Here is a 26,256-nt window from a genome sequence, read left to right as displayed (position 1 = left end):
TCTTATTAGAAAGTTCCTTTTGGGAAGCGACTTCCCTTTGGGACAGCCATTCCTTTTATAAAGTTACATGGATTAATTTTGTAATTCAAAATAAACAGAAGTACAAAATGAAAACAGAAAGATCAAGCGCGGTAGTGCTTATTGAACAGACCGGATCACCTGACGTGTTGAGATATCAAACCGTAACGCTGCCGGAGCCGGGAGAAACAGAAGTTTTAATTGCTCAAAAAAGTATTGGGGTAAATTTCGTAGATATTTTTTTTAGAAACGGAACGTTTCCGATGGACACCTACCCCGCACCCGTAGGTTCGGAGGCGGCCGGTATCATTGAAGCTGTCGGGCCTGGCGTAAAGGATTTTGTCATTGGCGACCGTGTAGCTTATCCATTTGCTATGGGGGCTTATGCAGAAAGCAGGATCATTCCTGCATCCAGTCTGTTTAAACTTCCTGATGACATCACTTTTGACCAGGCTGCGGCTGTTTTAGTTAAGGGGTTAACCGCCCATATGCTCCTCAAACAAAGTTACTGTGTAAAGTCCGGCGATATTGTCTTAATACACGCTATGACAGGTGGGGTTGGTACCTTACTTAGTGACTGGGCAAGGGCGTTAGGTGCTATAGTGATCGGAACCGTAGGTGGTGCCGCCAAAAAAGAGCTCGCCTTGACGCGTGGATTTGAGCACGTTGTTAATCTGCAATCGGAGGATTTTGCTGACGTAGTAAATAAGGTCACGCAGGGCAAAGGCCTGGATGCGGTATATGATGGCACCGGGGAAGCAACTTTTCAAAAATCTGTTGACTTGATCAAAGCCGGGGGCAGTGCGGTATTGTACGGCTGGCCTTCCGGGATGCCAACTATATACACAGAATTAATGGAGCAAAAGAACATTCATTATGCAAATCCTGCCCTTTATCAGTACCTGCAAGATCAGGAAAAGATAACTTTAGCGGTCACTGAAGTATTTAATTTGCTGAGGAAAGGTATATTGAATGTTCAAAACACAAGCATATACGCATTAGCCGATGCAGGGAAAGCACACGCCGATCTTGAATCACGTAAAACCACAGGCAGTATTATCCTCCGGCCATAATTGTTATTCATTCACAAATGAAAAATTAAGAAAATTAAAAACGCGTAGTGCACATCTACCGGCCATCTTGTGCTGGGGTGTGCGCCACGTTTATTAATTATTTTTTTAACCCGGCCTTCAAGCAATTTTTGCTCACCTCGCCTGGTTTTTTGTTTAAATAATTACTGAAGGACGGCACATGTTCGAAACCGAGACTATAAGCGATCTCACTCACTGTCTGATAGGTATTAGATAGTTCCGTTTTCGCGGCTGATATGTTTTTCATATGCTTAAGAGCCATGTCATACGAAAAAGCGAAAGAACTCGTTACGAGTATAAAGATGGCACAGAATAACCGACTTACTCAAATAAAGCACTTGATCATTCAGTAGCCGGAATTATTATTTTCCCGAACTTAGTTCTATGGAGCATTTTACGGATCGTCTAAAATCCATTTGTACAAGGGAAGAATTCCCCGCAAGGGTGTTATTGGTTAAAGAAGGTGCTTTGGCCAAAAAGTTATTTTTCATCGAAACCGGCTGTTGCAGGTGTTGGTTCAATGCCGACGATGGCAAAGAAATTACGATGTCATTTGGATTTGAAGGTAACTTCGTGTCATCCATGGAAACCATTATTTCTAATGAACCCAGTTGGTATAGCGTGGGAACCCTAGAGCCAACCGTAGCTTATAGCTTGCCCTTAAGCGAATTCAAAGAAAGGAAAGCCAAGGATGCAGATTTTCGTGCTTCTTATTGCGCACTTGTGGAAAGTAGGTTATTGCATTATCAGAAGCTTTTTGTTTCTCGCATTAAAGACAGCCCGGAAAAGCGGTACAAAGAATTGCTGGAACATCATCCCGAAATCATCCTCAGGGTACCGCAACATTATATCGCTTCTTTCCTTGGGATCACTTCCGTTTCACTCAGCCGGATCAGGAATAGGAAGTGATTAATTAACAATTGTTATCGTGTGCCGGCTTGGACGACCGGTAATTTTGCATCAACAAAACATTACAACGATGAACCATACTACTGTCCTCATAATCGGTGCCGGTCCCGTAGGCCTTACATTAGCCTGTGAATTGGCAAGACGTAACATTAACTATCGGATAATTGAACGCTCAGTATTACCACCTAGTGGCTCACGCGCCAAAGCATTGCAACCCAGAAGCCTTGAAATACTAAACGAGCTTGGTATAGCGGACAAATTAATGCCATTAGGCCATACCGAGCTGCCGTACCGCAAATTTAGCGGCAACCAATTCATTGGTGAAACGCCACGCAACACAATCCCCCGCGAAGACACAAAATATCCTAAAGTCTTATTGCTCCCGCAATACCAAGTTGAGGAAGCCTTGCGCCATAAACTGGCCGAGTTGGGAGTAAATGTGGAATGGGCTACCGAATTAATTGAATTTACCCAAATAGATAACGGCTTCACTTGCCGACTGGAAAACCCCAACTGGACAGAGGAATTGACCTGTGATTATATGATTGCCTGCGACGGCGGAAAAAGCACTACCCGCAAAAAGCTTGGAATCAATTTTGTGGGCGAAACCCATCAGGAAGAGCAACTCTGGGTGGGTGATGTTGAAGTGGAAGGTTTTAAGCCTGATGCCTGGTACAACTGGCTTAGTCCGGAATTTGGTCTGGCATTCGCTTTATTCCCATTTAAGGGTAGCAATAGCTGGCAGTTGCAGGCCGTTGTGCCGCGAGATAACGATGGTAATGTACCAATACCTACGCTGGAAGGCTTTAGACAGCTTTTTAAGGAACGCACGCAAATGGAGGGTGTTTCTTTTACTAATAGCACGTGGCAATCTATTTACCGAGTAAATGTCCGCCGGGCAGAACAATACCGTGTAGGTAATGCCTTTATTGCCGGAGATGCCGCACACGTGCATTCTATAGCTGGAGGCATGGGGATGAACACCGGCATTCAGGATGCTTATAACCTGGGCTGGAAACTGGCGGCAGTGATTCATGGAGAGGCAGGTGATGATCTATTAAATACCTACGCGGAGGAACGCATACCGATTGCTGACTGGCTACTTAGGACTACCTCCGAACGTCAGCAAGTGATGTTAAAAGCTGCCACAGCGGGTAAGGGAGCCTTTGAAACCTTAGCCACAAGTGACACGACCCAGCTTAACCTCAATTATCGGGATAGCCCATTAACTGTAAAAAGCAACGACACGGAAAGCAAATTACAAGCCGGAGACCGCGCCCCTGACGTTGAATTAGCTGATAGAACATGGTTATCTGATCAATTGAAAGGAACGCAATGGAGAGTCCTGGTTATTAACGATAAAGCACCGGTGGAAACTATAGAAGGGATAAAAATTGTAAACAGTAATGATAAGGCAATTGTTAGTGCTTACGGCATTGATAAAGGCTGGGTGATTATACGCCCTGATGGTTATATTGCAGCTATCGTGGCCGATTGGGAAAAAGTAAAAGTTTATTTCCAACAGTTTTATAAAAGTAATCTGCCGAAATAATATAAGATGGCATAAACAAGTTTTCATTGACCTTTTTCCGTTGTTCATGACAAATGTTTTAATAGCTGTATGAAGTTATTACCTTTAAAATGGCTAGGCTAATAGGACACATGCTCATGCTGTCCAGCGATTAGCTTAAAAGGGATCTATTCTTAGCTCCCTTTTTTATTTAAATCTTAATTGTTATAAGCCAGTGAAACTGAAGTCACGTTAAATTAGTTTTCCGTAAAGCCATTTTGGAAACCCTGCCTGAACGCGACGGGTGATTGCCTGGTTTTTTGCTTAAATAATTTGCTGAAGGACGGCACATGTTCGAAACCGAGGCTATAAGCGATCTCACTCACTGTCTGATCGGTATTAGATAGTTTAAGTTTCGCAGCCGCGATGAGTTTTTCATGGATATGTTGCTGGGTGTTCAAGCCGGTAAGTGTTTTCAGCAGGCCGCTCAGGTAATTAGGGGACATGTGGAGTGTTTCGGCTACAGACTGAACCGTGGGAATACCATGAAGCAACTGTTCTCCGCTGCTGAAATACTTGTCGAGTAAAGTTTCCAGGCGGCCAAGCACCTGGTGGCTGCCGCTTTCGCGGGTGATGAATTGACGATGATAGAAACGGTCTGCATAGCCAAACAGAGCTTCGAGTTCAGCCACGATGATCTGCTTTGAAAACCTGTCGGTATAAGCCTCGCATTCCTGCTGGATATGACTGATCAATCCATTCACAGTTTGCTCTTCCCGCTCGGACAAGAAAAGCGCTTCATTGGCCGAATAGCCAAAATAACCATATTGCCTGATATTTTTCGACAGGGCCGTGTTAGCTAAAAAATCAGGGTGCAGCAGCAGCAACCAACCGGAAGGCTCATTGTTTGCATATTCGTTTACCTCAACTCTCAGCACCTGGCCAGGGCCCAAAAAAAACAGGATGCCCTCATCAAAGTCATAGGATTGCTGGCCATAGATCATTTTATAGTTCAGCCCCCGCTTGATCGAGATCGAATAAAAATCGAATACTACACTTAACCCGCTTCGTTCCTGCGGATGGCGGATCATGGCATAGTCTACCAGGCTAACGAGCGGATGCAGCGGTCCGGGCAGGCTATTCAGCCTGTGAAACTCGGTAATGGTCTTTACCCTGTATGGTGCAGCACTGCTCATACTACGAATGTAAGTTTTTCGACCGCGTTTTTTGCAGCGTTTTGTCTAAAAAATTGAGGATAAAATCTGGCATCAGCCTGCTCATGAATTTGAGCACTTTTGAAAACCCCGGTTTGATCTCCAGCTGATCGTTTAACAAACCTTTAATAGCGATGCCGATCATTTTGTCCACAGCCATGTTGTGGCTGCTGTCCACCAGTCCTGTAAAATCTTTTTGCAACGGAGTTTCCGTACTTGGCGGGGCGAGTTCGAACACCTTGACTTTGGTAGACTTCAGTTGCAGGCGTAGCACACGGGTATAGGCCCGCAGTCCTGCCTTTGCGGCACTGTAAATTGGTGAGATCGGGAAAGGAACAAAAGCCAGGCCCGATGTGACGTTGATAATAGCAGCTGACGACTGAGTGAGTAAGTGCGGCAGAAATTGCTGCACCATTAAAATGGGGCCGGCAAGGTCGATGTCGATCTCGGCAGTGATGCTCTGCTGATCCGCGATGTTATCCAACAGGTTGATGTTACGCATAACCCCTGCATTATTGATGAGGATATTGAGTTTAGGGAATTGCGCTATGGTTGTTTCCGCTAATTGCATAATGGCTTTAGGATCGCTGACATCGCTCTGAAAAATGTGTACCTGCGGGTATTGCTGCCTGACTTGTTCCAGGCGGGAAATATCCCTTCCAGTGATCAGGATGGCTTCAGGTTGCTGAGCTATCAATTGTTTTACGAATTCAAGCCCTATGCCACTGCTACCGCCTGTGATGAGTATGGTGCTGTTTTTTAATTTCATGGTTGTATAATTTAATGATACAAACTTAACTGGTTGGCAAGATTGATGATTAACCGATTACACGATTGCGTTAGCCAAAAGCAACGAAATGTGCGGACCATTAAATCTCCCGTTTTAATTTAATTTTTTAAAATATTCAATGATAGCATTTGCAACGAGTTCCGGACTGCCGCCTTTATCTTTATTCCATGGGCCGGAATGGTCAAGCCCTTTAAATATTTTCCGGCTGCCGTTCGGAAGGATCTTTTGCAAAGAATCAAGCGATAATTGGAGGTACTTCGGACTTTTAGTTCCTCCTAATAATAATATGGGCTGGTTAACTGAATGGTAGGTTTTGATCTCGCCGCCCCGTTCCAGTACGATCTTCGCATCATAGCGAATGGAGGGGATCAGTTTGCTATAATACTCGTATTTGCCGGGGCCATTTTTTTGCTCAAGTTCGAGCGGCCTTTTTACTAAAAAGGTAAGCACGGGCCTTGGGATATAAGCGAATACCGGCGGACCGACTTTTATCGTTCTGAAAATGGTAACCATGGCCGAAGCCAGTTTTCCTTCAGCAACTTCTTGATTCAGACGGTCAATATTTTTGGTTGGAACCCCTTTGACATAAAATGGCGGCTCATACAATACTACTTTTTGGATAGCTGGCAAAACCTTACAAGCCTCCAGCGTAATGATCGCCCCGGAACTCAACGCGAAAACCAGGTGCGCCTGCGTTTTTTCTAAGATGCTTTGCAGGTCTTCCACATCCCTTTGAATGGTATATTGTGGCGTGTATTCCAGCGTGCTCAGCCCTCTTCCCCGTCTGTCTGGAACGTAAACCGTAAAACCCGCGGCCAGTGCTTTAGCCAGTTGATCGTAGTTATAGGCCACACCCATTGCCCCCTGCACAATAACCAATGGCGTACCATGCCCGTACTGCCGGTAACCGATTTTAGTGCCGTCTTTTGAAATAACCGAACCTGTAGTATAGGAAGTATCGGTGTAAGTTGCTTTGTCGCTAACTACTTGCGACTGCACTTTAGAAAAGGAAAAAAGTGTCATAATTAAAATCCCGATTTTGCTAATGCGTTTCATATGTACCTTTATTTAATAGAACAATGTGTTATTTTAACTTCCATCATTGTATGAGTTAATGGTACAAAATTGCCTGTCCGGCACGGTAATGGTTTAGCCAAATCTATTATTGCGTTAGCCAAAAGCATTCTTTATGCTGATAATGTGCGCCGCTTTTATCAATTATTTCTTTAACCTGCGAGCAAAAGCATATAACCTGCTCCTTTTCCTCAACTGGAGCCGGATATCGGATAGCAAGGCAAAATCCCTAAAATCACATCAGGTTCTTCCGCTTTTGATCTGCCAAGTAGCCGGCGATCCTCAGTCTCATGGATTCCCAGCGGCTGCAGTTGGCGACCGAGCAAAGCCGTGCCATCGGCATTATAATAACAACCATTGAATTTTTGATGCGGTGAATTAGAGATGCTACGGTTCATAGGGATATTGATTTCAGGACTTTAATTGTAAAAAAAAGTCCTGAAATCTCTAAAACCGTTGATCTGTACAAAACTCATTCTTACCAATTAGTAAGGATAAGTTTGCTTGCTACATTAGACTTGTTCGATGGGAGCCAAGTTTGAACGACTTGGGTCTTTAATATACAACAAAGGTATATTTACAGCTGAATCAGCAGCTGTCAAAACAACTGGGGTAATCTAATGTCTTTGAAAATAATGGTTCTGATACCAACGCGTTCACCCTCTGATAGGATTGGTTGTATCCTAAGCAGCTTGATAACCGAGGCTTGTACTTCATCCACTATACTCCAGTCCTTTTCCAAATAGATGTCGGTCGTTTTTCGACCCTGATCGACGTGGTTAAGCGCCAGCGCCACGTCGTCTTTGGATTTCCGGCATTTATTACGGGCTAAATTGCCAAAAGAATGGCGTGCCCAATAAAACGTAACTCCTGATAAGCCGGTTAAATCACAAATAACTTTCATGCCTTTGCTTAATGCTTTATTGAAATTCGTAATCGTAGCATAACGTTTAGAGAGTTTACCATTATATTTCAATATTAAAGACATTGCTTCAGGAGGGATGTTGATGCTTATGAACGCATTATCTTTTCTCTTGCCTTTAGTTTTCGACCTGTTGTATTCCAGCCTGCCCTCGTTAATTATGTAGCTTCCCTGATAAATATCAACCGCATTAATTCCACAAAGGTAGAAAGACAGCATAAACATGTCTCGCGCGAGTTCAGCACGGCTACTTTCCTCTGGGCGACAATCTCTGATTTTAATAATTTGTTCAACATCTATATTCCTTTTTTTGGTTTCAGGTCTTTCTATTGACCTGAATTCCAAAAAAGGATTGTATGAAATTGGGTTATATCCTAATGCGGGCTTGTTATAGTAATGGATCGCTGCGGTAAAGAACCCGCTAAAATCTCTTAAATAATTCGATATGCTACCAGCGGCAGCGCCTTTAGCTTGAAATTCGTATGGCTTGCCAAATTGATTCTTTCGAATTACCTTTCTTTTTGAGCTTAGAAATCGAACAAAAGCCTTTATGACAGGAACAGATATATCGGATATCTGGAATCGGTCACCTTCAAAAAAATCTACCAAGTGATTTCGCAGCGTGTTATAATTCGCAGCACTCTTTACCTGGCCGTTTGCCTTTAATTGGTCAATATGAATTTGGCAAAATCCAAGGAAGTTAATTCCGTCCTCTTTTTTTTGAAGATAATCTTTTAACGAATGTGCATCTAGTAGATCAAGGCGTGCACCAAGATCACTAATAGCCTTTCTGTAATCGTCCAATGTCCTGTTAAGTATTGAAAGCAAGAACGTGTCTTTAATCTGCAAATCTTTCTTTAGTTGTTTGTCAGTGACGTAGTGCTCCGTATCCATATAGGATCGAACGGAATTGTGATAGATGTAAATTTTAACATTGTAAGTACCATCTGCTTTTTTGTGGTGCTTAAAAACTTTAGCGCTTAAAGTGGCCATAACTCAATAATTAACCACGAAAATTCTGTCGCACATTTGTGGCAGTCATTCGTGAAATTCAACAAAAATTGATGCGAAATTGAAATATTGAAGTAATTGCCTCTGATCGTTCAGATGGAGAAATTTTCATTTATTATAATGAAAATATGCTTTAATTGCATCAAAAAGGCCATTTTTTAGAAATAAAAGCCCCCACAGGCATGTGGGGGCTTTGCTCCTGAGGCTGGGCTCGAACCAGCGACCCTCTGATTAACAGTCAGATGCTCTAACCAGCTGAGCTACTCAGGAATCGTTTTCCGTTTGGAGTGGTGCAAAAGTATAATTTCTCCGTTAATTTCACAATATTTGCACAAAAAAAAATTAAAATATTTTTTCATGAGTCTGTTAGTTATTGGTACTGTGGCGTTTGACGCAATTGAAACACCTTTTGGTAAAACTGATAAAATTGTTGGCGGGGCAGCCACCTATGCAAGCCTTGCGGCATCATATTTCTATGATAAGGTAAAGATTGTAGCCGTTGTTGGTGATGATTTCCCGGCAGAGTCGATAGCCAATTTTGGCAGTCATCATATTGATACCGAAGGCCTTCAAGTTAAGGCGGGGGAAAAATCTTTCTTCTGGAGCGGCAAATATCATAACGATATGAACAGCCGCGATACGCTGATTACTGAGCTAAATGTGCTTGCAGACTTCGATCCGATCATTCCGGCGAATTACCAGGACTGCGAATATTTAATGCTGGGTAATTTAACACCACAAGTGCAGCAAACGGTAATAAAAAGATTAAAAAATCGCCCCAAATTAATTGTGATGGACACCATGAACTTTTGGATGGACATAGCAATGGACGATTTATTGGAAACAATTAAGCTGGTTGATGTACTTACCATCAATGATGCCGAGGCCCGCCAACTATCCGGCGAATATTCTTTAGCCAAAGCTGCCAACAAAATTTTAACCATGGGCCCAAAATACCTCATCATTAAAAAAGGAGAGCATGGCGCCCTGTTATTTGGCGAGGGTAAAATATTTTCGGCCCCGGCTTTACCGCTCGAAGAAGTGTTTGACCCAACTGGTGCCGGCGATACTTTTGCGGGCGGCTTTATTGGTTATATGGCTAAAGCCGGAACTGTTAATTTCGACAATATGAAAAATGCCATCATTTACGGTTCGGCGCTGGCATCTTTTTGCGTGGAGAAATTTGGTACCGAAAAAATTAAAAACCTAAGTGCCGGTGAAGTTGCAGCACGTGTACAGCAATTTGTAAATCTTACCAAGTTTGAGATTATCACTGCGTAAGCAATAATTACCTTACTTATACCGTTAAAACGCCTGTTTATTACTTACAATAAACAGGCGTTAATTTTTAATATACCTTTGTAAGCGCCGGCGATTATTATGAATTTAACTTACCCCAGTAAAGCTGTAAATCAAGAAAAACTTATTTGGTTTTTTATGCTAGGCTGGACCGTATTAAATGCCCTGCAAGCCTTTACACTAGGCCTTCACTCAGATGAGGCCTATTACTGGCTCTATTCGCGCCTGCTTGACTGGGGATACTATGACCACCCACCCATGGTGGCTATCTTTATCCGGATAGGTTACGCAGTGTTTAAAAACGAGTTTGGCTTGCGGATGGTTACCGTAATCAGCAGTACCCTGGCTATCCGTTTACTGTGGTTAACATTAAGAGATTATAAGGTTGATGCCCGCCAATTTATTTTGGTTGTTGGCGGCATGTTCATCTTTCACATCTATGGCTTTATTACAACGCCCGATGCCCCTTTGTTCTTTTTCACGGTATTATTTTACTACCTGTATCAGCAATATTTAAAAACAGATAAATGGCTGCTGGCTACATTAATCGGGCTAACTATTGCATGCCTTTTGTATAGCAAGTACCATGCTGTACTGCTTATTACTTTTACCATTGCGGCAAATATTAAACTGCTTAAACGCAAGTCTTTCTGGCTTATACCAGTGCTGGCTACCGTTTTATTTATTCCTCATATTTACTGGCAGGTAAGCCACGGCTATCCTTCGGTAAATTACCATTTGTTTGAGCGATCATCAGAAGTTTACGATTTTGCACACACCTACCAGTTTATACCCGGCCAGTTATTAATGGCAGGGCCGCTAATTGGCTGGATTGTATTTTATTATGCCTTTAAAGTGCGTATTAAAGACGCATTTATCCGCACGCTGGTTGTTAATGCTGCAGCTACCTTTATCTTCTTTTTAATTAACACGCTTAAAGGTAATGTACAGCCACATTGGACATTGATTGCCTTTGCCCCGCTTAGTATGCTGGCCCTTATCTATTTTGGGCAGGGCTTTAAACCACCGGGCTGGTTTAATAAGGTGGCAATAGCCAATATTCTGCTCATTATACTACTTCGTATCGCTTTGATATTCGGTATCCCGGCTGTTGCACAACTAAGGCCGTTTAAAAGCTTTTTCGGCTACAGGCAGTGGGCCGGTCAAATTAAACAGCGGGCAGGCAATAGTTACGTTATATTTGGATCAGGGTTTCAAGACCCATCCAAATACAGTTTTTATACGCAATCATTAAAAGGCTTTGCATATGATAACCGGTATTACCGCCGTACCCAATTTGATATATGGCCGCTGGAAGACAGCTTGCAACACCAACGCGCCCTGTATATTTTGTCTGAAACAGATAGCGCCTCAACCAACCAGATTATGCATACGGTAAAAGGCTCTTTTTATACAACCTGGGTTAATGATATCCGTACCTATCAGCGTATTAACATCCAAAGCGACAAATACAAAGTAACAGCAAGCACGGGCCAGCCACTTATATTTAATTTAACCCTTACTAACCCCTACCCTTACGCCATTAATTTTAGCGATACTGGGCAAACACAAAAAGCATTAATGGGCGCATGTTTTATACAAAATGACAGCCTTGTTTTGGCGCTGCGCGCACCAGCAAACTTTAATAAAATAAAATTGCAACCAAGTGAAACTATACATTATACTTTTGCACTTAATGCACCTAAGCAAAAAGGCAAATACGATCTTATATTTTCGATCAGGACAACACCTTTTCCAGGGGGCAGAAACAGCAGAATCATTAATTTTACCGTTCAATAATTTTTTAGATGAATAGAAAACTCTACCTCGTATTAAGCTTATTATTTTTATCTGTACTTGGCGCAAAAGCCCAGGGCAGCCTTGATATACATTTTAACGGTTTCAGCTTTCTGGACAACCGCGAATACAAGGCCTTTACAGAGCGCTCACGCACTTATTCGGGCACACGTACTCAACTAGACCTTGGTGTGAACATCGATAGCGCAAATCACTTTATTGTGGGCGTTAACGGCATACATGAATATGGTGCACAGCCCTATTTTTTAAAAGTAGACCCGGTTGCCTATTACAGCCACGAAAGTCATAAGTGGCTATTTAATGCGGGTATGTTTCCGCGCGATGGCCTGGTGACACAAATACCAAGGGCTATGTTTAACGATACGCTGCTTTATTACCGCCCTAACATACAGGGTTTGCTAACCCGCTATCAAACTAAATACGGTTATCAAACATTGTTTATTGACTGGGTGAGCCGCCAAACAGCCATTGAGCGCGAACAATTTATATTTGGGATGCTGGGTAAATACCAGCCCAACCCAACAGGGCCATTTTACCTGATGAATTATTTTACAATGCTCCACGATGCAGGCCCGGCGGTATCCATCCCCGGCGACCATATTCGTGATAACGGTGCAGCGCAGATTCGTGGCGGATTAAATTTTAAACAAACAACATTTGATTCCCTATCTGTTGAGGCGGGTGGCATGATCTCACTAGAGCGTACCCGGGTTAATGATGGCGGCGGTTTTAAAATACCTAAAGGTTTTGTAGCAAGCGTATATGCCGGCTTACACCGCTTTGCATTCTTCGACGAGTTTTATGCGGGCCAGGGGCACCATGTAACTTATGGTGATGCTTTTTACGAAAAGAAAATGTATAACAGGCTCGACGTAATTTATTCACCCTTTTTGTTCAAAGGCATTACCGGCCAGTTTATTATCAGCTTAATGCAGTCACCGGGGCAATGGGGCGATAGCCAGGAAGCCTTCAGGCTCAAGTATGATATTGGCCGAAAAAGGCTCGTGAAGTTTAAAGATTAAAACAAAGCAGGCCCCGATTTGATCGGGGCCTGCTTTGTTTTAATTAGTTAGGGTTGTCCATAATGCTATTTTAAGAATTGGAGTGGAACGTTCCACGTGTGCCACCTGTTCCATCTTGCAGACTTAAAAGTCATTATTATACCAAATGGTACATTTTTAATGTATTGAAAACTAAATATTTAAGTCAGATATTCGTGTATTTTGAGATCGCACCCATGTTCCACTTTTCGTGCTTATAAGCCATTTTTATAACTACTTTTAAGTTTTATTTGTGACAAGGTATTGGCATATTTTTCGAAAACCAGTCATCCCGAACTTGTTTCGGGAACCCACGGGACAGGTTGTAAATTATGCAAAGTATACACCTAACATGTGGGGTGCTGAAACAAGTTCAGCATGACTTAAGAGTTATTTCAGTCTCCGCAGGGTCTCTCAGAGAGAACCCTGCGGAGACTGAAATAAACAAATTGAGTGAAACACGCGGTACGCGTGCACCAACAGGGGGCATCCTCTCCGAGAGACCCTGCTGAGACTAAAAAGAATTTAAACTATATCAATGGACGGAAAATGGCTAAGAGAGTAACAACGATTATTGGGGACTTATTAGAAAATAATGAAAAGAGCAAGTTGTTTTCTAATAGATATATTTTATCAGTTCATAGCCATTGGTTAAGTGAAGAAGAAGCTGATGAAGCATTTAAAATACTGGGGATAAAAGACTACAGGAGATTAATAGATATAGAAATTAAAATAATTGAATTTTTAGTCGAGCTTAACAAGATTTACAAGTTAACTTATTTTGATAAGAGTGAGGCAATCATGTATGACTTTTGGGATGATGGCGAATTTATAAAGAAGGCTGCTGATGGATTGCGTGAAGTAACCCAATTTGTGTTTTATGCCAAATCATTGGACTTAATATTAATTAGTGGTTTCGATCAGGATATTAGAATTTTTTTTATTTCAGACGGAGATCAAAGTCCATTTAAAAACCTTGTTTACGATAATAAATTATATTTACTCGAGTAAGACTAAAAAAAAGCAGGCCCCAATACAATTGAAGCCTGCTTTTTATTGAATTGATTGGTTAGCGAATTTGAACTTAATCAACCATTCACTAAAAATCAACTCCCGTGAATATCGCCGCTTCCTGATTTAGATTTTGAAACACTTTTGGCACCACCGCTGTAGCGGATATCGCCCGAACCCGATACTGATGCATCGATTTTTGTGCTTGCATTTACAGAGGCATCGCCAGAGCCGGATACATGAACTGCAGTACTTAACGTAGTTAAATCGCCTCCTCTGTAATCACCAGAGCCAGACACGCGCACATCGGAGCTTGTTGCGCTGCCGATAAGGCGTACATCGCCCGAGCCCGAAACACTGGTTTGCAAATCTTTAACCTGCACCTTACCGCTCATATCGCCCGAACCGCTAACTCTTAATTTTAAAGAACTTGTAGTAATACCGTCTTTAAAAGAAACATCGCCCGATCCGGAAACAGTTACCGCATTTAAATCTTTAGCGGTTACATAGACGATCATTTTTTTATGATTACCACCAAACCAGTTAAAGTTCCAATCAGCGTTACGTTTATTGTAAATTTTAAGCACGCCATCCTGCACTTCAGTTTTTATACGGTCCATTACATCGCTTGGGGCTTCCACTTTAACAGATTCTGTGTTCCCCTGGGTAATGTATACATCAAATGATCCAGCCACGTCTACAGCTTTAAAGCCTGTAAGGTGGCGGTCTTGCGTATCTGCAAATGCACTATTAACACCCGCTATTAATAACAGGGCAAAAAATATTTTGGTCAGTACTTTCATGGTCTTTTTATTTTTTATTCAATATTAAGACGCCTGTTTTAAGTAACAGGTTGCAGCAACAGCAATATATTTTTTAAACAACTATGCAACATGCTTAAAATCAACAAATTATTAATTAATCGTGCGCAAACTTATAGCCTACTCCCCTAACGGTTTGCAGGTATTGCGGCGAATCCGGGTTGTCTTCAATTTTTTTACGCAGCCTTACAATGTGCATATCCAGTGTACGGGTGTTTACATCAGCATTGTAACCCCATACTTCCATCATCAGCTCTTCGCGGTTAATAACCTTGTTGCGGTTTTTCAGAAAGTATAATAAAATACGGTTCTCTAAAATGGTAAGCTCTACCTTTTTACCATCCTTTATCAGCAGGTGGGTATTGGGGTGGTGCTCCATATTGGCAAAGCGGTAAGTTTCGGGCTTATCGTTGTTTAACGAAAATTTGATCTTGTTATCAATCATCGCTACCAATACGTCCATATTGTATGGTTTGGTAATATAATCTGATACGCCAAAATTATAAGCCTCTATCTTATCTACATCCTGCGCTTTGGCAGTCATCATAATTACCAGCTTATCGAAACCATTTTTGCGGATGTTTTCGCAAACTTCAGATCCTTGTTTACCCGGCAGCATCCAGTCTAACAACACAATGTCGGGGTTTTCTTCCATAATCATTTTTTCGGCATCGTCACCATTTGATGCTTCTAAAACACGGTAACCTTCGGTCTGTAATCTTTCCGACACCAGAAAACGCAGGTTCTCATCGTCTTCAACCAGCGCAATTTTTATTTCTTGATTCATATATTATATTTCGTATGGTAAGGTAACCGTAAACTCCGATCCCTGGTTCAGTTCACTTTTAACGGTGATATCTCCGTTCATAAAATTAACCAGTTCTTTACAGAACGCCAAACCGAGGCCTACGCTACCATTCTGATTGTACTTATTCTCTATGCGATAAAATTTCTTGAATATATTTTTAATCTCGCTTTTAGGTATCCCAATGCCTTTGTCTATAAATGTAAATACAATATCCCGTTTTTCGTGTATAACGCTTATGAACAATTCTTTATGCTGCGGATGCGAATATTTGTAGGCGTTTTCTATCAGGTTTTGAAATATACTGCCCAGCAAAACCGGGTCTGTATAAAACTTATCAACGCCCTCAATCTTATAATCGGTTTTAAAATCGGGATATTTAATCCGGAAGGTTTCGATAAATCCCTTTACAAACTCTTCAATATTTACTTCTTTGCGCTTAATGTTGATAGACCGGTTTTCTATCTGTGTAAAAGAAAGCAGTTTGTTCATCAAATCATTTAGGCGGTCGGCTTCTTCATCCAATATGCGGCCGTAGTGTTTACGCTGTCGTTCGGTAAGTTCGGCCTCGCTGCGCAGGTTAGAGCCTGCAATTTTTATCACACTTACCGGCGTTTTAAACTCATGGGTAAAGTTGTTAATAAAATCATACTGCAGTTTAAAGATCTTGAGGTTGGTGCTCAGGTTACGGTAAATAAGCCACCCTATAAACACCAGTACAAAGTATATCAGAAAAACGATAGCGCCGGTTGGCATAAACCTGCGGTTAATTTCGCCCTGCAAATAATTAGTAGATGCCATAAAGTACAGCTTGTAATCAGAAAACGCACCGGGGAAAGCCAGCTCGGTAACATACTGCTGCTTATTATCATTATTATCAAGCGGATCATAAACTACCGGCTTAATACTAATTTGCTGATATAGTTCGGGGTGTGGGTTGGCAACATGCAAGGCATATGGGTCAAGGTAAAAAGTCATCATGTTTTGTTTGTAAAACGATGATGTTTGCCCGGTTTGCTGCAAGTTGCGGTATGCCTTTATCTCCTGCCTGCGAGGTATGTTAAGGTAACTTACCTTATCGGGCTTAATATCATAAAATGTCTTATAAATCTCATCGGGGTTGGGCGCCCTGGAGGTATCGGCATTGGCAATGTAATAGCTGAATTTGGCAGCCATTTGCCTGAAATTGATATCCTCAACATCGGGCATGCGGGTGCCGGTTAAGCGTTTTTGCTTGTTTAATGTATACTCGTATATAGATTTTACGCTAATACCGAGACGATACTTTTTAGACCCCGGCTCTACCAGTTCATTGCCAATGCGTACATCATAAAAAACGGTGCGTTTTACAAAAGGATAATCCTTAAAAACCGTTGCAGAATATTTGCCCGCCGAAGCCGAATCTAAGAACCCCTGGTAAGATGTAATTTCATATACCTTATTAAGGTAAAGGTCATTGTAGGGTTTCAGCGTTTGCTCCAGTACATCTATTTTTTTTGATGCAAACTCGTTTTCAACATAGCGCTGGGTAAGGTTATATACAATAATGAGTGCTACAACAAGCGTCACCGAAATCAGGACGAAAAATGCAATAATTAGCGAGAAGTTTTTCTGATAGCCCTGTTGCTGTGGTTTCATCAACTACAAGGTTATGGTTTCCCATGCATATTATCATCCAGATATTTTTCTATATCGGTGTACATCTGGGTACGGTTATGTTCGCTGCGGAAATAAGTCCGCTCGTTTTCTTTAAGCACATAAGTAACCGCCACATTACGCCGCTTCAACTCGCGCACGTATTGGTTAAGTTCGCTAATGTTTGCCCGCGGGTCTTTAGCACCCTGAAATATCAGCAAAGGAGCCTTAATTTTATCAGCATGAAACACCGGCGATATAGCCCGCAACTGGTCGGCATCTGTTTCGGGGTTGCCCACCATTTCATAGGTCATTTTTAAATAGGGCTTTAAAAACGGCGGTGCATCTTTAATATAAGTAAAAAAGTTAATGAGGCCGTATTGTATCACCCCGCAATTATAAAGTTCGGGATGGAATGACATGCCATAAAGGGCCGAGAAACCACCGAAGCCGCTGCCAAACATCGCTATCTTCTTAGGATTGGCTATTTTTTGATTAATTAACCAATGTACGCCATCGGTAATATCCTGCTGTACTTTACCTCCCACCTGCTTAAAGCCGGCGCTATGAAAAGCCTTGCCATAGCCCATGCAGCCACGGTAATTTATCTGGAAAACAGCATAACCCCTATTAGCCAAAAACTGCGCTTCGGCGTTATACCCCCAGCTGGTTCTGCTCCACAAATTATTTCGCAACAGCAAAACTACCACAGGCAGGTTTGTATTTTTATCTCCCTGTGGCAGGGTTAAATATCCTTTAATATTTAGCCCATCAGACGCTTTAAAGCTCACAGGTTTCATTCCGCAAAGTTCGTCAGGCTTAATATCCGAGTTTACATCGCCCAATTTGGTTAATTTTTGCGTATCGCTTTCATACAGGTAAAACGAGCCGGGGTTGGTATCAGTACTGCTGCTGATAATAAATTTTTGTTCGGCGCTGTCCCTGTCGGCTACCTTTACATCGTTGCCCGGCAATTGCCTAATAAGCGTATTGTAAAGGCGCTGTGCATCATTACTTAAAAAGTGAATCTGCGGCTTATCATCATTCCAGGCAACATATTCTATTTGCTTGCTCTTTTTAGAGTAGCCCCAATCTTCCACGTCGCCACGCGGAGTTGCAAAAAGCACCTTTTCTTCGTGCCCGTTCTCGGCATTTATTTCAACCAGTGCTGCTTTGTCGCGGTTTATGTTTGATAGCGCGTAGAAGTTATTTTTGGTGCCGGTAAACGCAATAGGCTGCACCATATCCTTAAAATTGCTTACAATAATGGGCTTAAACGTGGTATTTTCATCCTTACGAAATAAGATGGTTCTGTTTACCCCGTCAGAGGCTTGCACCAGCCTTATTTTACCATCAGCATCAGGAAACCAATCGGTTATATTACCGGGGTTTATGAGGTATGGTTTTAGTTCGCCGGTGCGGATATTTAAACGGTAAACATCGGCATTTGCCGGGTCGCGTTTGTTTAAACTACAGGTAATAATATCGGGATTAAACCGCCCCCTGTTCAATACCCTAAGCCTCACGTTAGTGCCCAGCGAAAGTACTTCGCGCAATTTAAACGTGGCTATATCAATGGCATAAACCTTAAACTGGTCTAAAGCAATAATGTCCTGGCTTAGCACAATCTGGTTATTATACGTCCATGAGTAATCGCGGATACCGTAGTCGGTAAAAGAAGTTGCCATTACTTCCTTGCCATCTGCCAGCGATTTAACAAACAGGTTCTGCTTCTCCTTATAGGGTTTTAAATAAGATATATACTTACCATCCGGCGATAGTTTAAAGAATGTTTTCTCCGGCGTTTTAAAGAAATCGCGCACGGGTATTTGCCTAACCTGTTGTTGCTTACACGAGCTTATAGCGATAATTATAAGGCTTAGAAAAAATAATTTAAAATGGTTTATCATGTTGCACTAACGGCTCTGCTCGTATTCAATTAGGTCAAATTAGGTAAATTTAATCATTAGCTACAAAATTGTCACTACAATTTTACCCGTTTATGGCGTTATTAATTACAGATGAATGTATTGCATTTATTAAGTATTTTTGATTTGAATGAAGCGATTTTACGCATTAATAGCCATAAGCCTGTTTACCTGTATAAAGGTGCTGGCACAAAGCAGTGATTTGCAGCTTGCCCAGCAATATAATCTTAACGGCGAGCAGCAAAAAGCGTTCGATATCTATCAGAAACTTTACAAACAGGATAACGAGAATTATTTCAGCTATTACGTAAACAGCCTCATTGGCCTCAAAAAATTTGACGAAGCCGAGAGCATTACCAAAAAACTTCTCCGTAAGCACCCCGCCGATTACCAGTACACCATTGCGCTTGGCCGCATATACCGCGAACAGGGCAATACCGCTAAAGCAGATGAAGCTTATGACAACCTGGTTAAAAACCTACCCGCCGACCAGGGCATTATAGGTAACCTGGCAGCGCAGTTTTACCAGTCTGAAAATGCAGATTATGCCATCAAAATATTTTTGCAAGGCCGCAAGCTGCTGCATAATGATCAATTATATGCGCTCGAACTCATCAGCCTGTACCGTTACAAGCGCGATAAGGAAGCATTAACCAATGAGTATCTTAACTTTTTACCGGCCAACCCCGGTTATTTAAACCAGGCCGAAAATATTTTCGCAACAGCCTATGAGGGCGAGGGTGATTATAACGTGTTGAAGTTTGAATTACTAAAACGCATCCAGAAACAACCGGAGGCAACCATTTACGCCGACCTGCTTACCTGGCAGTACATGCAGCAAAAGCAATACGACCAGGCGCTTAACCAGGCTTTAGCCCTAAGCCGCCGGCGCAATGATAAAGGCAGCAGTATCTACGACCTAAGCCGTACACTGGCCAGCTTAGGCGCTTATGATGAAGCTATACGCGGGTATAACTTCATCCTCGAAGGCACTAAAGATGACCCATTTTACATTCCATCTAAAATTGACCTGATAGATGTTAAAAATCAAAAGATCACCTCGGGCAAATACACAGAGGCCGATTTGCTGGGCCTTGAGCAAGATTACCTTTCTTTATTGAACGAATTTGGCCGCAACGGCAGCACGGCCTTTGCCATGCAAAAGCTGGCTAACCTGCAGGCGTTTAAACTGCACAAATATAAAGATGCCGAAAAACTACTGTTAGAAACCATCAATATAGCCGGTACGCGGCCGGGTACAGTATCGTCGTCCAAGTTAGATCTGGGTGATATTTACCTGATGGACAACCAGCCCTGGGAAGCCACTTTGATTTACAGCCAGGTAGAGAAAGCTAATCCGGGTACGCCTGTTGGGCAGGACGCTACCTTTCGTAATGCTAAGCTGGCTTACTATACCGGCGATTTTGTTTGGGCCAAAGGCCAGCTGGATGTTTTAAAAGCAGCCACCTCGCAACTCATAGCCAATGATGCGCTTAACCTGTCGCTCATGATTACCGATAATACCACGTTTGATACCACCGGCAATGCCCTGCGTATGTACGCCCGTGCCGATCTGTGGATCTTTAAAGAGCAACCCCAAAAAGCGCTGATCACATTGGATAGCATCGATAAAAAATATCCGGGCAACTCACTGGCAGATGATATCCTGATGGCCAGGGCACGCATTTATATACAGCAAAAAGATTATCAAACAGCCATTACCGCGCTTAAACAAATTGCCGAAACCCACAAGTTTGACTTATGGGCCGATGATGCTGTTTACATGCTGGGCGATATTTATGATAACCAATTAAACGACAAGGCGCAGGCTAAAACTTACTATCAAAAAATTATCACAGATTATCCCGGCAGCTTGTGGATAAATGAGGCCCGTAAACGTTTCAGATTATTACGCGGAGATAAGCCCGACAGTTCATCTTAATTTATATTTTTGTGCTAATGATCATTTATAACGAAACCTTTGTTGTTGACGAAGGCATCCACGAGCAATGGCTTGCATGGGTAAAAGAAAACCATATTGCTAATATTATTGCCACCGGCGATTTCCAATCGCACCAGATATTAAGGGTGCTTAATTCGCCCAATGAAGGCGTTACCTACTGCATCCAGTATTTTACAGACCATGTGGATAAACATGAGCATTTTATGCTTTACCACATGAACCCGCTACATATTGCCCATAACCAGCAATTCGAAAACCGCTTTGTATTGTTTAATACGTTAATGGAGCAAATAAACTAACTTATGACTGTTACAACCACTGCCATTGAAGGCTTACTGATACTTGAACCACGCATTTTTCCGGATGACCGAGGTTATTTTTACGAAAGCTATAACAAGCAAAAATTTGCCGACATAGGCATCACCGCAGATTTTGTGCAGGATAACCAATCATTCTCTCAAAAAGGTGCGCTACGTGGGTTACACGGCCAGGCTAATCCATTTGCACAAGGTAAGTTAGTACGCGTATTAAAAGGCAGCGTATTAGATATTGCTGTCGATATCCGCAAAAATTCGCCAACATACGGCCAACATGTGAGCATCGAATTGAGCGGCGATAACCATAAACAATTTTGGGTACCGCCCGGCTTTTTGCATGGTTTTGCAACGCTGGAAGATAATACCATTTTTACTTACAAGGTAACCAACTTCTACGATAAAGCATCAGAAATTGGCGTGATCTGGAATGATCCATCATTGGGTATCGGCTGGGGTATTGCAGATACAGAGGTATTGCTTTCGCCGAAAGATGAATTGCTGCCTGCATTTGCTGACTTTGTGAGCCCTTTTTAATTCCATCTATAATTGCGGGGCACGAAGCAATCTCGTCGCTTAATTAGTATACGACGAGATTGCCACGCCATTGTTCGCAATTGACAAATTTTTAATACTTGTTAAGAAACTGTCCCGAAGAACCTTTAATAAGCTAATAATTGTGGCATCTTAATTTTCGGATGGCTACACATTAGCCAAAGCACACACTTTCAAAGAAAATTGAGCAGCCACGACTTTTTCTTTGTGTCACTTTGCTTTTGAGAGAAAAAGAAATTGACATCCACTGACGATTCATTAAACGTTACCATTCCTAATGTAAAATGGATTTTCTGCGTTATTGAGATTAGTAATAATAGGTCTGAGATTGCTTCGTACCTCGCAATTGTAAGGGTTATGTAATTCGGTAACAGAATTAGGTATTTATTATTTGTTGTTTAGGGTGCACATTTCGATAGGTTTTTTGCCGTTAATGCCTTGATGCGGTCTTTCCCAATTGTAATAAACAAGATATTTTAACAATTCGTCTTCTAACTCTTGCAGGGTATCAAAATCTGTTTCTTCGATAAGATCTTCTTTTAATGTCCTCCAAAAGCGTTCAACCTTGCCGTTGGTTTGTGGCCTGTAGGGTTTCATGTAACGGCGTTTAATGCCGGTTTCCATTAGCATTCTTTCAAACGGGTGCTTGTTTTTGTTTTGACTGCCAGCTGGCCCAAATTCAGGCCCGTTATCTGCGATCATTTCCTCGAACTGGATACCGAACTCTCTTTTGATTGCCTGCATGCAATGCATAGCAGTAAACATGGTGGTTAGTGCGGTGATGTCCTCCATCACCTGCGCCCAGGCTACGCGTGAATAATCATCCAGCACACACAGCAGATAAAGCTTCCTGTTTTGCCCCCTGATCACACTTTTGCTTAAGTGATGACAGTCGATATGCCCTAACTGGCCCATACGTTCCTTAATGATCTTTACCTTTAATTCCCGGTCTGCCGGCTTTAAACGATTCCGGTTATGCCGCTTCAGGACGTTGTATACCCCTGATGGTGATGGTGTAAAGTTATTTGATTTCTGTTTAAGTTGATTCGTGATCTCAAACTTATTGCAACCCCGGTCCCGAAGGTTTAATATCTGCTGCTCATCTTCATCAGATGGCCTGCGGTTCCCATACTTAGGTCCGCGCTTGCCTGGCAACAGATCATTTTCATTACCAGACTGTTTGAAAAGATTGTAATACTTTAAAAAAGCCCTTGCATCTGTATCATGAGCCAAATAGAAATCTTTGGCAAATCTGAATACAGGGTGCTCCCCGCGCTTTACCTGTTCATACTCTCCAATTAGAAAACGATATTTACTTAAATAGTTCCGTTTTAAGGTGAGGTCATTATTAATGTTCCGCATAACGTTAGCTTTAATTGTATAAAGCTAATTCTGTTACCGAATTACTTGACCTTTACAGCAATGACGCGTTGTGTGGAACGACTGCTACCGCTACTAAACTATCTCTACCCCACTCTCAAATCTTTCGGCATCCTGCCGTGGAGCAGAAACTCGGCCCAGTTGGGGTTGCCGTTGCTGCGGGCCATTTCAGATGCTGTTTTCCAATCGTAGGTTATCTGTACCTGCTCTATATCCACATGGTCGCCGCTTACGTATACTATGGCATATTTGGCGTGCGGTGTCATGGATTCCATGGCAAAACGGTGCTCATATTTTTCGGAACCCAAATAAGCTGGCAAGCCTACACTGCCGGGGTTCAGGATTATTTTATCATTTGATAGATAGATGGTACGGTTTACATGCGAGTGACCGCAGAGGATAATGCGCTCTTTAATGTCTTTTACCTTCTCTATTAAATCTTCATCGTTGTACACAAATACGCCATTGGCAGTTACTTCTTCCAGCAGGTATTCGTTATCGCATTCGGGAGTGCCGTGGCAAATAAAGAAAACATTATCGCAGGTAGCAGTTAACGGCAGTGCTTTGATCCATTCAATGGTTTTCTCAGAGATCTCTCCTTTAACCCGTTCCATTTCGGGTTTTTCAGATTTCATGCCATCGCGTTCCAGACTTTCCAGTATGGCGCGGTCTGTATTACCACGAATATTGATCATCGGATTTTCACGCAGTATCTCGGCCACTCCTTCGGGTTCTAAGGCACCGTAAAAGTGATCCCCCAGGTTGATTATCGTTTCGATCTCGCGCGCTTTAATATCTCTTAAAACGGCCAGCAGGGCATGCAGATTTCCATGTATGTCTGATATGATGGCGTATGTTTTCATATCGCATATTAACAAAAAAGCCCCTGCTTTGTAGCAGGGGCTTTCAATTATTTTGTAATTAAATTGTACAGCTCATCCAGTTTGGGCGTCAGCACAATTTCTATGCGGCGGTTACGGGCACGGGCTTCGGGGGTATTAGCCGGGTCAATGGGTTGGTATTGGCCCTTACCAGTGGCTGTAATACGTTTAGGGTCCATATTTTCGGTCTCTACCATGTACCTGCTTACCGATGTGGCGCGCAATACGCTAAGATCCCAGTTGTCTTTAATCTGGCCCAGGTTAAGCACCTTCTTATCATCGGTATGGCCTTCAATAGCCAGGTTAATATTCGGTTCTTTATTTAACACTACGGCTACCTGCTTTAAAGCCGCCTTGCCTTTATCGTCTATCACAATACTGCCGGATGGGAATAGTAATTTATCAGTCAGCGATACATATACCTTTCCATCGCGAATATCAACCGATAAACCGCTTTGCTGGAAACCCAGTAAAGCCTGCTGCAATTTTGCTTTCAGTGCGTTGGTGGCTTCATCGCGGCGTTTCAGAATATCTTCCACCTCTTTTAAGCGGGCCTCCCGTTTTTGCAGATCGCTCGAAAGCTGGCTAACCTGCGATGATGTTTTATTGAGCTTGCTATTGGCTTGCGTATAACTTGCGTTCAACAAATTATATCCATCATTTAGTTCGTTATATTTTGTGTTTAGTTCGGCTAATGCACGATGCATGCGTGCGGTATCTGCTTTAAGCTCATCTACCTGCGCTTCTAAGGATGTGGTTCGGGTCGACAGTGAATCGCGCTCGGCAACCATTGATTTATATGCCTTTGTAGACATTACCTTACAAGAATGCATGGTGGCGCATAATACAACGCCTATTAATAAATACCTGAGTTTTATCATGGGTTTAAAAGAATTAAGCAATGGCATTATTTAAAAACTCATTCAGCGGATATATTTTGGCTAATATATCGGCTACCATTTTAGGGCTGTTGGGCTTTTGGAGCGCAGCATCAGTAAAAGTATGCATACCGATAAAGTCCTTTATTTTAAGCAGGCTAATATCCGTGTGAGTGGGCTCATAACCACGAGGCAAGGTTTTCAGGCTATTCTCATTCCTGATATCGCCAAATAGTTTTACATATTCAGGATCATCAACAATGCTTTTCAGTTCGGCACCATTGTAATCAATTTCCTGACGGATGGCTTTAACATGCTCTGAAGTTGGCTGCCAGTATCCGCCCCCGGCAAAAGAACCTCCGGGCATAATATGCACGTAATAACCGGTAGTATCTTTACTGGCAGTAGACACGGATGAAAAACCTATACCGAAATGATTTTTATATGGGGTTTTATCTTTGCTGAAACGGATATCGCGGTAGATACGTTTTACTGCCTTCTTGGGGTCTACATCAGTAACACCCAGATCTGTTTTGGCCAGCTCTGTGATCATGGCAGCAGTAAAGTCTAGCACGTTTTCACGGGCTACCTCGTATCTGTCTTTATTATCCTGAAACCACTCGCGACTGTTATTCAGGTTTACGTCTTTTAAAAAATTAAGCGTGTCCTGGCTTATCATCTGTATCCAAATAAGGCTGATAATGTACTTTTGGCGATAACCAATATAGCAGTATTATCCGTGAATAACGATAGTTAAACGGTGCCAGCAAAAAGCAGCCACCTAAAATTGTTGCCAGGTATAACCATGGCGAAGTACTGTTTTGTGTGATAATGTAAGTAAGTAAACCCAGTGTAACCGACTGCGAAACATTTAAGGCATAGCTTACATACATTGCTGCATAAAAGTAGCCCGGTTCTATTTCAAACTTCATTCCGCAATGCGGGCAGTAAATATGGGTACTGTTTGTGCCAAAACTATACATGGGCCCGCTAAACATATTACCCCTGCGGCAACGCGGGCATTTGCCGGCAAGCATGGCTTTGTATTTTGGGGTTTGGCTCATTTAAGGGTATATGTTAATGAGGAGGCAAACCTCGTGCAGCAGCTATTAGTTCAGGTGGATCTTTTGGTCGAGCATGTTAAGGTCAACATCCTTGCGGCGATATTTTTTGTACCAGATCCAACCACAAAGACCTACAGCCAAATAAGGCGCTGCTAACAGGTACATAATGCCATTGTTTAATCCCTTGGTTTCATTATGGCCGCTTTTAGAGTTGGTTTCAACAGTGGCAGTACACATGGCACATTGGGCTTTTGCCTGCTGTACCAGTAATAAGCTCAATCCTACAAACACGGTGGCGATTAACAATTTCAAGCTTTTCATAATG

24 protein-coding genes and 1 tRNA gene are annotated in these 26,256 nt (G+C 42.3%); 10 read left to right on the top strand and 15 right to left on the bottom strand.

What is annotated here, in order from left to right; genetic code table 11:
• Positions 1-107 precede the first annotated feature (107 nt).
• The 3 genes from RG47T_RS24760 to RG47T_RS24745 all read left to right on the top strand — a co-directional run bounded on the left by RG47T_RS24760 (position 108) and on the right by RG47T_RS24745 (position 3,570).
• Positions 108-1,091 (top strand): quinone oxidoreductase family protein, encoded by a 984-nt coding sequence (locus tag RG47T_RS24760; protein ID WP_074492840.1) that lies wholly within the window; start codon positions 108-110, stop codon positions 1,089-1,091.
• A gap of 402 nt (positions 1,092-1,493) precedes the next feature.
• Entirely contained in the window at positions 1,494-2,018 is a 525-nt protein-coding gene (locus tag RG47T_RS24750; RefSeq protein WP_074492834.1) for a Crp/Fnr family transcriptional regulator, read from the top strand.
• A 70-nt stretch (positions 2,019-2,088) separates the two neighbouring features.
• Positions 2,089-3,570 carry an FAD-dependent monooxygenase gene (locus RG47T_RS24745; RefSeq protein ID WP_074492832.1) on the top strand — a complete coding sequence of 494 codons (1,482 nt, stop codon included), beginning with the start codon at positions 2,089-2,091 and terminating at the stop codon, positions 3,568-3,570.
• A 215-nt stretch (positions 3,571-3,785) separates the two neighbouring features.
• Here RG47T_RS24745 and RG47T_RS24740 read toward each other — a convergent pair whose 3' ends face one another.
• The 5 genes from RG47T_RS24740 to RG47T_RS24715 all read right to left on the bottom strand — a co-directional run bounded on the left by RG47T_RS24740 (position 3,786) and on the right by RG47T_RS24715 (position 8,809).
• Positions 3,786-4,724, bottom strand: a complete 939-nt coding sequence (locus RG47T_RS24740) for a helix-turn-helix domain-containing protein (protein ID WP_074492830.1) — start codon at positions 4,722-4,724, stop codon at positions 3,786-3,788.
• A 1-nt stretch (position 4,725) separates the two neighbouring features.
• Positions 4,726-5,511 carry an SDR family oxidoreductase gene (locus RG47T_RS24735; RefSeq protein WP_074492828.1) on the bottom strand — a complete coding sequence of 262 codons (786 nt, stop codon included), beginning with the start codon at positions 5,509-5,511 and terminating at the stop codon, positions 4,726-4,728.
• Positions 5,512-5,625: 114 nt separating this feature from the next.
• Entirely contained in the window at positions 5,626-6,555 is a 930-nt protein-coding gene (locus tag RG47T_RS24730; RefSeq protein WP_175538910.1) for an alpha/beta fold hydrolase, read from the bottom strand.
• Positions 6,556-7,204: 649 nt separating this feature from the next.
• A complete protein-coding gene (locus tag RG47T_RS24720) occupies positions 7,205-8,521 on the bottom strand; it encodes a tyrosine-type recombinase/integrase (protein WP_074492821.1) in 1,317 nt (438 codons plus the stop codon).
• A gap of 214 nt (positions 8,522-8,735) precedes the next feature.
• Positions 8,736-8,809: transfer RNA gene (locus RG47T_RS24715), tRNA-Asn, on the bottom strand.
• 87 nt (positions 8,810-8,896) lie between these two features.
• Between RG47T_RS24715 and RG47T_RS24710 the strand changes: the two genes are divergently transcribed.
• The 4 genes from RG47T_RS24710 to RG47T_RS24695 all read left to right on the top strand — a co-directional run bounded on the left by RG47T_RS24710 (position 8,897) and on the right by RG47T_RS24695 (position 13,707).
• Positions 8,897-9,820: a PfkB family carbohydrate kinase gene (locus tag RG47T_RS24710; RefSeq protein WP_074492818.1), complete on the top strand. Its 924-nt coding sequence runs from the start codon at positions 8,897-8,899 to the stop codon at positions 9,818-9,820.
• Between the two features lie 156 nt (positions 9,821-9,976).
• Positions 9,977-11,638, top strand: a complete 1,662-nt coding sequence (locus tag RG47T_RS24705; RefSeq protein ID WP_171972597.1) for an ArnT family glycosyltransferase — start codon at positions 9,977-9,979, stop codon at positions 11,636-11,638.
• 8 nt (positions 11,639-11,646) lie between these two features.
• Complete coding sequence (locus RG47T_RS24700; protein WP_074492814.1) at positions 11,647-12,678, top strand: lipid A deacylase; 1,032 nt, start codon at positions 11,647-11,649, stop codon at positions 12,676-12,678.
• A gap of 471 nt (positions 12,679-13,149) precedes the next feature.
• A complete protein-coding gene (locus tag RG47T_RS24695) occupies positions 13,150-13,707 on the top strand; it encodes a hypothetical protein (protein ID WP_139235786.1) in 558 nt (185 codons plus the stop codon).
• A gap of 95 nt (positions 13,708-13,802) precedes the next feature.
• Here RG47T_RS24695 and RG47T_RS24690 read toward each other — a convergent pair whose 3' ends face one another.
• The 4 genes from RG47T_RS24690 to RG47T_RS24675 all read right to left on the bottom strand — a co-directional run bounded on the left by RG47T_RS24690 (position 13,803) and on the right by RG47T_RS24675 (position 18,878).
• Complete coding sequence (locus RG47T_RS24690) at positions 13,803-14,510, bottom strand: head GIN domain-containing protein (RefSeq protein WP_074492809.1); 708 nt, start codon at positions 14,508-14,510, stop codon at positions 13,803-13,805.
• A gap of 115 nt (positions 14,511-14,625) precedes the next feature.
• Entirely contained in the window at positions 14,626-15,315 is a 690-nt protein-coding gene (locus RG47T_RS24685) for a response regulator transcription factor (protein ID WP_074492808.1), read from the bottom strand.
• A 3-nt stretch (positions 15,316-15,318) separates the two neighbouring features.
• On the bottom strand, positions 15,319-16,971 hold the full coding sequence (locus RG47T_RS24680; RefSeq protein WP_074492805.1) for a sensor histidine kinase: 1,653 nt from the start codon (positions 16,969-16,971) through the stop codon (positions 15,319-15,321).
• A gap of 11 nt (positions 16,972-16,982) precedes the next feature.
• Positions 16,983-18,878, bottom strand: coding sequence for an alpha/beta hydrolase family protein (locus tag RG47T_RS24675; RefSeq protein ID WP_074492803.1), 1,896 nt, complete (start codon positions 18,876-18,878; stop codon positions 16,983-16,985).
• A 148-nt stretch (positions 18,879-19,026) separates the two neighbouring features.
• On the opposite strand from RG47T_RS24675, the gene RG47T_RS24670 reads away from it, so the two are divergent.
• The 3 genes from RG47T_RS24670 to rfbC are packed head-to-tail and all read left to right on the top strand — an operon-like array spanning position 19,027 to position 21,710.
• Entirely contained in the window at positions 19,027-20,838 is a 1,812-nt protein-coding gene (locus tag RG47T_RS24670) for a tetratricopeptide repeat protein (protein WP_074492801.1), read from the top strand.
• A 17-nt stretch (positions 20,839-20,855) separates the two neighbouring features.
• Positions 20,856-21,158: a DUF4286 family protein gene (locus RG47T_RS24665; RefSeq protein WP_074492799.1), complete on the top strand. Its 303-nt coding sequence runs from the start codon at positions 20,856-20,858 to the stop codon at positions 21,156-21,158.
• 3 nt (positions 21,159-21,161) lie between these two features.
• Positions 21,162-21,710, top strand: a complete 549-nt coding sequence (gene rfbC, locus RG47T_RS24660; RefSeq protein WP_074492796.1) for a dTDP-4-dehydrorhamnose 3,5-epimerase — start codon at positions 21,162-21,164, stop codon at positions 21,708-21,710.
• Between the two features lie 405 nt (positions 21,711-22,115).
• On the opposite strand, the gene RG47T_RS24655 is transcribed toward rfbC, so the two are convergent.
• The 6 genes from RG47T_RS24655 to RG47T_RS24630 form a co-directional block, all read right to left on the bottom strand.
• Complete coding sequence (locus RG47T_RS24655) at positions 22,116-23,090, bottom strand: integrase core domain-containing protein (RefSeq protein WP_074490421.1); 975 nt, start codon at positions 23,088-23,090, stop codon at positions 22,116-22,118.
• A 104-nt stretch (positions 23,091-23,194) separates the two neighbouring features.
• Entirely contained in the window at positions 23,195-23,971 is a 777-nt protein-coding gene (locus RG47T_RS24650; protein ID WP_074492793.1) for a metallophosphoesterase family protein, read from the bottom strand.
• Between the two features lie 47 nt (positions 23,972-24,018).
• A complete protein-coding gene (locus RG47T_RS24645) occupies positions 24,019-24,870 on the bottom strand; it encodes an OmpA/MotB family protein (protein WP_074493751.1) in 852 nt (283 codons plus the stop codon).
• A 13-nt stretch (positions 24,871-24,883) separates the two neighbouring features.
• A complete protein-coding gene (locus tag RG47T_RS24640) occupies positions 24,884-25,546 on the bottom strand; it encodes a DUF2461 domain-containing protein (protein ID WP_074492790.1) in 663 nt (220 codons plus the stop codon).
• Complete coding sequence (locus tag RG47T_RS24635; protein WP_074492786.1) at positions 25,524-25,931, bottom strand: DUF983 domain-containing protein; 408 nt, start codon at positions 25,929-25,931, stop codon at positions 25,524-25,526. Before RG47T_RS24635 ends, RG47T_RS24640 begins: the two co-directional genes overlap by 23 nt.
• A 45-nt stretch (positions 25,932-25,976) precedes the next feature.
• Positions 25,977-26,252 (bottom strand): hypothetical protein, encoded by a 276-nt coding sequence (locus RG47T_RS24630; RefSeq protein WP_074492784.1) that lies wholly within the window; start codon positions 26,250-26,252, stop codon positions 25,977-25,979.
• Positions 26,253-26,256: the final 4 nt, after the last annotated feature.

The organism is Mucilaginibacter polytrichastri (assembly GCF_001911425.1).
Classification (GTDB): Bacteria; Bacteroidota; Bacteroidia; order Sphingobacteriales; family Sphingobacteriaceae; genus Mucilaginibacter; species Mucilaginibacter polytrichastri.
The sequence above is the reverse complement of the archived record's forward strand: the minus strand, read 5'-3'. Positions and strand labels throughout refer to the sequence as shown.

What these genes read in the sequence shown, in the direction of transcription:
- RG47T_RS24700 (WP_074492814.1), top strand. Translation starts at nt 11,647, where the DNA reads ATGAATAGAAAACTCTACCTCGTATTAAGCTTATTATTTTTATCTGTA.
- RG47T_RS24635 (WP_074492786.1), bottom strand. Translation starts at nt 25,931, where the DNA reads ATGAGCCAAACCCCAAAATACAAAGCCATGCTTGCCGGCAAATGCCCG.
- RG47T_RS24675 (WP_074492803.1), bottom strand. Translation starts at nt 18,878, where the DNA reads ATGATAAACCATTTTAAATTATTTTTTCTAAGCCTTATAATTATCGCT.
- RG47T_RS24690 (WP_074492809.1), bottom strand. Translation starts at nt 14,510, where the DNA reads ATGAAAGTACTGACCAAAATATTTTTTGCCCTGTTATTAATAGCGGGT.
- RG47T_RS24655 (WP_074490421.1), bottom strand. Translation starts at nt 23,090, where the DNA reads ATGCGGAACATTAATAATGACCTCACCTTAAAACGGAACTATTTAAGT.
- RG47T_RS24650 (WP_074492793.1), bottom strand. Translation starts at nt 23,971, where the DNA reads ATGAAAACATACGCCATCATATCAGACATACATGGAAATCTGCATGCC.
- RG47T_RS24750 (WP_074492834.1), top strand. Translation starts at nt 1,494, where the DNA reads ATGGAGCATTTTACGGATCGTCTAAAATCCATTTGTACAAGGGAAGAA.
- rfbC (WP_074492796.1), top strand. Translation starts at nt 21,162, where the DNA reads ATGACTGTTACAACCACTGCCATTGAAGGCTTACTGATACTTGAACCA.
- RG47T_RS24640 (WP_074492790.1), bottom strand. Translation starts at nt 25,546, where the DNA reads ATGATAAGCCAGGACACGCTTAATTTTTTAAAAGACGTAAACCTGAAT.
- RG47T_RS24710 (WP_074492818.1), top strand. Translation starts at nt 8,897, where the DNA reads ATGAGTCTGTTAGTTATTGGTACTGTGGCGTTTGACGCAATTGAAACA.
- RG47T_RS24645 (WP_074493751.1), bottom strand. Translation starts at nt 24,870, where the DNA reads ATGATAAAACTCAGGTATTTATTAATAGGCGTTGTATTATGCGCCACC.
- RG47T_RS24705 (WP_171972597.1), top strand. Translation starts at nt 9,977, where the DNA reads ATGCTAGGCTGGACCGTATTAAATGCCCTGCAAGCCTTTACACTAGGC.
- RG47T_RS24745 (WP_074492832.1), top strand. Translation starts at nt 2,089, where the DNA reads ATGAACCATACTACTGTCCTCATAATCGGTGCCGGTCCCGTAGGCCTT.
- RG47T_RS24740 (WP_074492830.1), bottom strand. Translation starts at nt 4,724, where the DNA reads ATGAGCAGTGCTGCACCATACAGGGTAAAGACCATTACCGAGTTTCAC.
- RG47T_RS24685 (WP_074492808.1), bottom strand. Translation starts at nt 15,315, where the DNA reads ATGAATCAAGAAATAAAAATTGCGCTGGTTGAAGACGATGAGAACCTG.
- RG47T_RS24680 (WP_074492805.1), bottom strand. Translation starts at nt 16,971, where the DNA reads ATGAAACCACAGCAACAGGGCTATCAGAAAAACTTCTCGCTAATTATT.
- RG47T_RS24670 (WP_074492801.1), top strand. Translation starts at nt 19,027, where the DNA reads ATGAAGCGATTTTACGCATTAATAGCCATAAGCCTGTTTACCTGTATA.
- RG47T_RS24665 (WP_074492799.1), top strand. Translation starts at nt 20,856, where the DNA reads ATGATCATTTATAACGAAACCTTTGTTGTTGACGAAGGCATCCACGAG.
- RG47T_RS24735 (WP_074492828.1), bottom strand. Translation starts at nt 5,511, where the DNA reads ATGAAATTAAAAAACAGCACCATACTCATCACAGGCGGTAGCAGTGGC.
- RG47T_RS24760 (WP_074492840.1), top strand. Translation starts at nt 108, where the DNA reads ATGAAAACAGAAAGATCAAGCGCGGTAGTGCTTATTGAACAGACCGGA.
- RG47T_RS24630 (WP_074492784.1), bottom strand. Translation starts at nt 26,252, where the DNA reads ATGAAAAGCTTGAAATTGTTAATCGCCACCGTGTTTGTAGGATTGAGC.
- RG47T_RS24720 (WP_074492821.1), bottom strand. Translation starts at nt 8,521, where the DNA reads ATGGCCACTTTAAGCGCTAAAGTTTTTAAGCACCACAAAAAAGCAGAT.
- RG47T_RS24730 (WP_175538910.1), bottom strand. Translation starts at nt 6,555, where the DNA reads ATGACACTTTTTTCCTTTTCTAAAGTGCAGTCGCAAGTAGTTAGCGAC.